This is a genomic window from Corynebacterium sp. (genome assembly GCF_030538285.1).
Lineage (GTDB): Bacteria > Actinomycetota > Actinomycetes > Mycobacteriales > Mycobacteriaceae > Corynebacterium.
Window position 1 is genome coordinate 1 of sequence record NZ_JAUNUG010000075.1, and the last position, 8,015, is coordinate 8,015.

The 8,015-nt window shown below is 65.2% G+C and carries 9 protein-coding genes; 4 read left to right on the forward strand and 5 right to left on the reverse strand.

From position 1 onward, the window contains the following. The 5 genes from Q4G50_RS14120 to dnaA form a co-directional block, all read right to left on the reverse strand. Positions 1-580: ATP-binding protein (locus Q4G50_RS14120; RefSeq protein ID WP_303378291.1), on the reverse strand; the 580-nt coding region annotated here is incomplete at its 3' end. A gap of 125 nt (positions 581-705) precedes the next feature. Next, positions 706-1,221 (reverse strand): DciA family protein, encoded by a 516-nt coding sequence (locus Q4G50_RS14125; protein ID WP_303378292.1) that lies wholly within the window; start codon positions 1,219-1,221, stop codon positions 706-708. Then, positions 1,214-2,383, reverse strand: coding sequence for a DNA replication/repair protein RecF (gene recF / locus Q4G50_RS14130; RefSeq protein WP_303378298.1), 1,170 nt, complete (start codon positions 2,381-2,383; stop codon positions 1,214-1,216). The genes Q4G50_RS14125 and recF overlap by 8 nt, the downstream gene beginning before the upstream one ends. 11 nt (positions 2,384-2,394) lie before the next feature. Continuing rightward, positions 2,395-3,582, reverse strand: a complete 1,188-nt coding sequence (gene dnaN / locus Q4G50_RS14135; protein ID WP_303378293.1) for a DNA polymerase III subunit beta — start codon at positions 3,580-3,582, stop codon at positions 2,395-2,397. Positions 3,583-4,124: 542 nt separating this feature from the next. Beyond that, entirely contained in the window at positions 4,125-5,663 is a 1,539-nt protein-coding gene (dnaA, locus tag Q4G50_RS14140) for a chromosomal replication initiator protein DnaA (RefSeq protein WP_303378294.1), read from the reverse strand. An 820-nt stretch (positions 5,664-6,483) separates the two neighbouring features. Here dnaA and rpmH point away from each other — a divergent pair. The 4 genes from rpmH to yidC form a co-directional block, all read left to right on the forward strand. Further along, a complete protein-coding gene (gene rpmH, locus Q4G50_RS14145; protein ID WP_015402223.1) occupies positions 6,484-6,627 on the forward strand; it encodes a 50S ribosomal protein L34 in 144 nt (47 codons plus the stop codon). 15 nt (positions 6,628-6,642) lie between these two features. Further along, complete coding sequence (gene rnpA, locus Q4G50_RS14150; RefSeq protein ID WP_303378295.1) at positions 6,643-7,011, forward strand: ribonuclease P protein component; 369 nt, start codon at positions 6,643-6,645, stop codon at positions 7,009-7,011. Beyond that, positions 7,004-7,267 carry a membrane protein insertion efficiency factor YidD gene (gene yidD, locus Q4G50_RS14155; protein WP_303378296.1) on the forward strand — a complete coding sequence of 88 codons (264 nt, stop codon included), beginning with the start codon at positions 7,004-7,006 and terminating at the stop codon, positions 7,265-7,267. Before rnpA ends, yidD begins: the two co-directional genes overlap by 8 nt. 6 nt (positions 7,268-7,273) lie before the next feature. Then, positions 7,274-8,015: membrane protein insertase YidC (gene yidC, locus Q4G50_RS14160; protein WP_303378297.1), on the forward strand; the 742-nt coding region annotated here is incomplete at its 3' end.

Here is an 8,015-nt window from a genome sequence, read left to right on the forward strand (position 1 = left end):
CCATCTCCTGCAGGCGACGCGCGATGGTGTCGTAGTCGAACTCGACCGTCTCGAAAATCTCGGCGTCCGGCCAGAACCGGATGGTGGTGCCGGTGCCGCGGGCATTGCCGCCCTCGATGAGCTCGTCCGGGACGGAGTTCTGGAAATTCTGGATCCAGTGCTTGCCGTCGCGCTTGATGTCGGCCTCGACGTGGGTCGACAGCGCGTTGACCACGGAGATACCGACGCCGTGGAGACCACCGGACACCGCATAGGAGTCGGAGTCGAACTTGCCGCCGGCGTGCAGCTGGGTCATGACAACCTGCACCGTCGGGGCACCGGAGGGGTGCATCTCCACCGGGATGCCACGGCCGTCGTCGACGACCTGCACGCCGCCGTCGGCGAGCAGGGTCACCTCGACCTTTGTCGCGTAGCCGGCCATGGCCTCATCGACGGAGTTGTCGACGACCTCCCACACCAGGTGGTGCAGGCCGCGCGGTCCGGTGGAACCGATGTACATACCGGGGCGCTTACGGACGGCTTCGAGGCCCTCGAGAATCGTGATCGATGACGCGTCGTATTGGTGTTCAGCGTTAGCCACGTGAAACGAGCTCTCCTCGCTAGAAGATAATCAGACTGCCTCAGTCTACACCGCGGGGTCCCGTACCAGGGTAGGGGGCACTCGCGTCTGAAGGCCTTTCTCGTGCGATCTCGGCCAAATCGCCCTTATCCGTAGGTGTCGCGTGGCCCGCGACCCTTGACGTGGAGAGGACCCTTGCGCCAACTCGGCGCGCGCGGTCCGAAGATCTTCAGTTCCACGATGATGTTGGGCCCGACCTTCTCCGCAATCACCTGCAGAATCTGGCGCTGCATCATCCGCAGATTCGTCGCCCAGGCGGTGGAGTCGCAGGTGATAAACAGGGACTTGTCCTTCACCATCTCCACCGTCGTGTGCTGCGCGATCTTCGGTCCGACGAGCTCGGCCCAGTTGCCGTGGACCCAGCCACCGGCGATATCCTTCTGCCAGCCGCGCTGGTTGATCTCGGTGCCCAGCAGGGAACCGAACGTATCGACGTCCAGGGGTCGCCGTCGGGAGCGTCCGTCCTTGCCCGTCGGTCGTCCGATGCGTCGCGGCTGCGTGGAGCGGACCGGCTTCCGTGAGGGCATGGGTGTCGAGCCGCGTTGCTTCGCCGCCTTGCGCACCGCGTCGAAGGCGGCCTGAACGGGGTCCGGCTCAGTCATCGCCGGACTCCAGCACACTGATCCGGCCCTCATCGGTGTCTGCCACGGTGACGAGGAACTTCTTCGCCCGCGCGGTGATGTTGGCCGGCAGATCCCCGTCGACGGCGGCGGTGATGAGCACCTGTTCCGCGTCGGAGGTCAGGTCGACGAGCTTCTCCCGGCGCTTCGCGTCGAGCTCGGCGAAGACATCGTCGAGGATGAGCACCGGGTCCGCACCGTCGCGACGCAGCAGCCGGAACTCCGCGAGCCGCAGTGCAATGGCGTAACTCCAGGTCTCGCCGTGCGAGGCGAACCCCTTGGCCGGCGCCTGCCCGAGCTCGAGCACCAGATCATCTCGGTGCGGCCCGGTCAGTGACATGCCGCGTTCGATCTCGCGGGTGCGTCCCCGGCCCAGCTCGGCGAGCATCTCCGCCTCGATGACCTCCACCTCCGTGCTTGTCGACGCCACCGTCGACCGGTAGCTGACCTGTACCGGGCGGGATTCCGGCGCGAGGCCCGCGTAGGCCTCGGCGATGAGCTCGCGCAGCTCCTCCACGAGGAAGTGTCGGGCGGCGATGAGCTGCGCGCCGTGCGCCGCCAACTGGCCGTCCCACACATCGAGGGTGGCGAGTGCACCCGCCCCGTCGGCGTCCCGGTAGCCGCGGCGCAGGGCGGCGTTCGCCGACTTGAGCAGGGCGTTGCGCTGGCGCAGCACCTTGTCGTAGTCAGCCTTGACGCCGGCCAGCCGGGGGCTGCGGGTGGCGATGATGTCGTCGAGGTAGCGACGCCGTTCGGCCGGTTCCCCCTTGATGAGCGCGAGATCCTCCGGTGCGAACAGCACCGTCTTCACCACGCCGAGCATCTCCCGCGGGGAGCCCAGGCGGGTGCGGTTGATCTGCGCCTGGTTCGCCGCGTGCGGCTTGATGAGCAGATGGCAGGTCAGCTCACGGCCCTCGTGGACCGCGGTGACCGACACCCGGGCGTTGTCCGCGCCCTGCCGCACCAAGGGAGCGTCGTGCGCCACCCGGTGGGAGGCCAGGTGCGCGGTGTAGCCGACGGCCTCGACGATGTTGGTCTTGCCGAATCCGTTGCGGCCGACGAACAGGCTGATCCCCGGTTCCAGAGTGAGCGTCAGCTCCGGCCAACTGCGGAAATCCCGCAGGTCAAGCGTCCTGATGTAGATGAGCCACCCACCTATCCGGGCAGGCGCACCGGCATGAGCAGGTAGGTGAACTCGGTCTCCGGGGTCGGGAACGTGCCGTCGGCGTCGGCCTCCGGAAGTTCGGCCGGCTCCGGGACGAGGATCGCCGGGCGGGAGGGCTCGGTGAAACCGAAGACAACGCGCTCGGTGTGGACCACGGCCAGGCCGTCGCGCAGGTAGCCGGGGTTGAAGGCGATGATGAGCTCGTCCTTGCCGGTGAAGGCGCAGGGCAGGCGCTCCTCGGCGTGGCCGGAGTCCATGCCACCGGCGGAGAGGATGAGTTCGCCGTCGCTGAACTGCATGCGGATCTGGGCGTTGCGCTCGGTGACGAGGCTGACGCGGCGGATGGCCTCCTGCAGCGGGGCGATCGCGACGCTGGCGATGGAGGTGTGGGTCTTGGGAAGCAGCGGCTGGATGTTCGGGAAGTCCGCGTCGAGCATGCGGGTGGTGGTCTCCCGCTGATCGGTGTGGATGCCGAACAGGCCGGCCGCGCCGATCTGCTCGCCGGTGCCGACGGCGATCTCCACCGGCTCGTTGAGCGAGGTGTCGAGGCTGCGGGCGTTCTCGAGCAGGGTGCGGGCCGGGACGAGCAGCTTGGCCTCGACGTCCGCGGCGACGGGATCCCATTCGAAGGTGCGCAGCGCCAGGCGGAAACGGTCGGTGGCGGCCAGTTTCACCTGACGTCCGGAGATCTCCATGTGGACGCCGGTGAGCATGGGCAGGGTGTCATCCTTGCCCGCGGCGGTGGCCACCTGGGTGACGGCCTCGTTGAACAGGGCCGGGTTGATGCTGCCGGTGACCGCGGGCAGCGCCGGGATCTGCGGGTAGTCGTCGAGCGGGATGAGCGGAAGCTCGAAGCGGGAGGAACCACACGAGAGCAGCGCCTTTGAGCCGTCGACACGGAGCTCGACCGGCTTGTTGGGCAGGTTGCTGACGATCTCGGCGATGAGCTTGCCGGCGACGGCGATCCGCCCCTGCTCAGTGACCTCCGCGGCGACATTGACGCGGGTCGAGACCTCGTAGTCGAATCCCTCGAACTGCAGGCCGTTGTCGTCCGCGGTGATGAGCATCGCGCGCAGCACCGGCTGGGTCACCTTGGTGGGCAGGCTTCTGGCGACCCACCCCACGGCGTGGGCCAGATCATCCCTGTCCACCCGGAACGACACTGCTTGTGACTCCATGCTTGCGGGCTCCTCGAAAACTTGTGATCCGGGTGAATAACAAACTCCAACGTACCTGACCGACTGTCAGCGTCTGGCACCACCGGATCTTGTCATTCGCTTCTCGACGCCGATCGGGGCCCGGTAGGGCCCTGTCCGGACGGCTTCTCCCCACATCCTCTTTCTTCTTTAAGAATTACAAGTTGAAAAGAGAGTAGTAACAGTAGGTCCTGTGCAATCTGTGGATGGAGGGTCGATTCACAAGGTAGTGCATGAATTCCGGGATGTGATTCGGGGTGTGGACAAGCTGTGGATAACTCTGGGCCAATGTGGATAACTTCCCGACCCCGGATTCGTTCCACAGCGCAGGGCGAATCCATCCACCGCTTCCTAACAGCGAAAACGGGGTTATCCACAGGCCTGTGGTCCGGTGTGGTCCCGGTCACCATGTGACAAAGTTCATGGAACAACACTGGTGTAATTACACAGGTGTGGATAACCCTGTGGATGAAAAACCCCGGTGCTTCCTCAGGAAACACCGGGGCGTCGATAAGCAGGCGGAATCAGGCGCGGTTGCGGTTCTTGATCAGCTGCGTGAGCTGCTGGATCTCATCGTAGGTGTCGCGCTTCTCGGTCATTTCCTTCTTGATCTTGCGCTCGGCGTACATGACCGTCGTGTGGTCCTTGCCGCCGAACTCCTGGCCGATCTTCGGCAGGGAGAGCTCGGTGAACTCACGGCACAGGTACATCGCCAACTGGCGGGCGTGCGCCACCGCGCGGGTCTTGCCCGTGCCGGTGATCGTGTCGAGGGTGATGCCGAAGTAGTCCGCGGTTACCTCCATGATCGTCGACGCCGTGATCTCGACGTCGGCGGCGTCCGGGAGGATCTCACGCAGGGCGATCTCCGCCATCTGCATGGTGATCGGCTCGTTAATGAGCGAGGAGTACGCGGACACGCGGATGAGCGCGCCCTCGAGCTCGCGGATCGAGGAGTCGAAGCGGGAGGCGATGAGCTCGAGCACGGAACGGTCGATCTGCGTGCCGTCGGCGTGGGCCTTCTTGTCGAGGATGGCGATACGGGTCTCGAGGTCCGGCGGCTGGATGTCGACCGGCAGTCCGCCGTCGAATCGCGTCCGCAGGCGGTCCTCCAGTGTCGTGAGCTCCTTCGCGGGCCGGTCGGAAGACAGCACGATCTGCTTGTCTGCCTGGTGGAGGGCGTTGAAGGTGTGGAAGAACTCCTCCTGCGTACCCTCCTTGCCCTCGAGGAACTGGATGTCATCGACCATGAGGATGTCGAGGTTGCGGTAGCGCCGCTTGAAGGACTCCTGCCGGTCATCTCGCACCGAGTTGATGTAGTCGTTGGTGAATTCCTCCGAAGAGACGTACTTCACCCGCAGGCCCGGCTGCAGCACCTGGGCGTAGTTGCCGATCGCGTGGAGCAGGTGCGTCTTGCCCAGGCCCGATCCGCCCCAGATGAACAGCGGGTTGTAGGCACGGGCCGGGTTCTCCGCCACGGCGACGGCCGCACTGTTGGCGAAGCGGTTGGAGGAGCCGACGACGAAACTCTCGAAGGTGTAGCGCGGGTTGAGCGACTTCTCCCGGTTGGGATCGTGCGCCGGGGTCTCGCGGGGCAGACGCTGGGCTTGGTCGTAGCGCGGTGCTGCGGGGGCCGGGGTGTGGGTCTGCACCGGGGCGGTGGTGTGCGAGGTGTCCCACCCGAGGTGATGATCCGGGATCCGCTCCTGCACTCCCGGGGCCGTGGCCTGGAAGGAGTGGGTCGGAGGAGCTGGCGTGGGTTCAGGAGCCGGCGCGGCCTCCGGCTCGATGGAGACGGCGAGGCTGCAGGGCCGGCCGGTGCGCTCGGAGAGCACCTTGACGATGTGCGGGCCGAAGTCCTCCTCGATGACCTGCTTGGCCATGGCGTGCGGGGTGGCCAGGACGGCGTAGCCGTCGACAAGCACGATGGGCTGCACCAGGCCGAGGAAGGCGCGCTGCTGGTGGGTGAACGTCGGGATGGAGGAGTCGCTGCGCTCGGACTGGTCGAGGAGTTCCGCCTTGATCGCCTGCCAGGTGTCGGCTAGTGACTGTTGCTGATCCGCCACGTCGGGGCTGCTCCTTCGAAAGATTTCTCGGCCGGTGACTGCGGGCACAGACGGACCCCCACGGCGGTTGCCGACGAGGTCAGTGGTGTCCGGTCGAATGACAGGTGATGCGGTGCTGGCTCGAACCTGGTGCGAGGTTGTGCACGCATCATTCACAGGCCCGATAAGGGCCCCAACCTCGTCATCCACAGAGTTGTCCACAGGTGTGGAAGGTTCCGACGACCGAATTCATCCACAGCCTAGTGCATGGGCTGTGGATAAAACGATTCGCTGTCGGCGACCCTCTCACCTGCGGGAACAGTATCCTGTGCACAAACCCTCAACCTCAGATTGACGGTTATCCACAGGTTTGTTGGTGACTGCTCTGTGATTTTCTGTTAGTCCCTCCATTGTTACCCAACCCCGCCGCCGGGTGTCCATCGAACGCTCGACGAGAATCCGGGCGGCCACCGCGGCCACTCTCCACCCCGCTGGGGAAACGGGCAAACACCCCGGTGAGCTGCTCAAAATCACAGGATTGTCATTTCAGGGGCACCCGTCGGGCCGTGAGCGACACGCCGGAATGCCAATTTGTTCGAGAGGGCCTGCCTCGCGTAGTCTGTGATGGTCTGTCACACCGCCGGATGCGCCCGCCACGGGATTGCGCTGGCGGATGTGTGTGAGAGCAGCACCGGCACCGGAGCACCGGGCCGCGGCCACCGCCGCGCGTTCAGTGCGGAGCTGCACGCCAGCATCTCTGGCATCTCAAACCGTCATAGAAAAATTTCAGCGGCCACGCCGGTCCCGTCCGGCCAGCCGCGTCACCGCAGAGGAGAACACCGTGGCAAAGGGCAAGCGGACGTTCCAGCCGAACAACCGACGTCGCGCACGCGTGCACGGCTTCCGTACCCGTATGCGCACCCGTGCAGGGCGCGCCATCGTCTCGGCGCGTCGCCGTAAGGGCCGCGCCAAGCTGACCGCGTAATTTTCAGCTCCAACGGTGCTTCCGAAGCAGCACAAGTTCACGTCGCCGACTGAGTTTAGCCGGACGATCAAACGTGGACGCCGCGCCGGTAGCCGCACCGTCGTGGTCCACCTGCTGGATCACAGCACCGGGCCCGACGCCGGGATCGCCCACCAGGGTGGTCCCCGCGTCGGGCTCATCGTCTCCAAGGCCGTCGGGAACGCGGTGATCCGTCACCGCACCTCCCGGCGGCTTCGTCACGTCTGCGCAGCTCTCTTCGCGGAGATCCCGGCCACCTGCGACCTGGTCATCCGGGCAATGCCGGCGGCTGGCGTGGCGTCGACAAGCGAGCTGACCACCGATATCCGGGCGGGCCTCCGGCGACTCGGGGCACTCCATGAGTAGCCCCCGACGCCTGTCCCCACCGGCCCGTGCCCTCGAGGGCGCGGTGCTGTTCTATCAAAAACATGTCTCGCCCCTTAAGATGGGGTCGTCGTGTCGTTTCGAGCCGACCTGCAGTTCCTACGCACTGGGAGCCGTCCGCCATTACGGGGCGGTCAGAGGTCTCGTCATGGCAACGGTCCGTCTGAGCAAATGCGGCCCATGGCATCCGGGCGGGTACGATCCCGTCCCTGAGAAAAACGATTTCAAGGAGTCCTGACTCACAGTGCTCAATTTCATCTACTGGCCGATCTCCTTCATCCTGTGGTTCTGGCACAAGGCGTTCAGCTTCGTACTCGACCCGAACCTCGGCATCACCTGGGTGCTGTCGATCGTGATGCTCACGTTCACGGTCAAGGCCATCATGTTCAAGCCCACCCAGAACCAGCTGCGTTCGGGCCGCAAGATGCAGGAAATGCAGCCCAAGATGGCGGAGATCCGCGCCAAGTACAAGAACGACCAGCAGAAGATGATGGAGGAGACGCGCAAGGTCCAGAAGGAGATGGGCGTCAACCCGCTGCTGGGCTGTCTGCCGATGCTCGTCCAGATCCCGGTCTTCCTCGGCCTGTTCCACGTGCTGCGCTCCTTCAACCGCACCGGTGAGGGCGTCGGCCAGCTGGGCATGTCCATCGAGCAGAACCGCAACACCCCGAACTACTACTTCGGTGTGGACGAGGTCCAGTCCTTCATCGACGCCCGCTTCTTCGGTGTCCCGTTGTCCTCCTACATCTCCATGCCGCAGGACATGTACCAGGCGTTCCAGCCGGTCGACTTCTCGCGCATGGACATCGTCCTCGTCGCCGCGCCGCTGGCCATCATCATCGCCGTGGCCACCCACTTCAACGCCCGCATGTCGATTGACCGCCAGAAGCAGCGCATCGCCTCCGGCAAGCAGGCGGCCCCGACCGGTGACAACGCCGACATGATGGCCATGCAGATGGGCATGATGAACAAGATGATGCTGTGGG

What these genes read in the sequence shown, in the direction of transcription:
- Q4G50_RS14125 (WP_303378292.1), bottom strand. Translation starts at nt 1,221, where the DNA reads ATGACTGAGCCGGACCCCGTTCAGGCCGCCTTCGACGCGGTGCGCAAG.
- dnaN (WP_303378293.1), bottom strand. Translation starts at nt 3,582, where the DNA reads ATGGAGTCACAAGCAGTGTCGTTCCGGGTGGACAGGGATGATCTGGCC.
- yidD (WP_303378296.1), top strand. Translation starts at nt 7,004, where the DNA reads ATGAGTAGCCCCCGACGCCTGTCCCCACCGGCCCGTGCCCTCGAGGGC.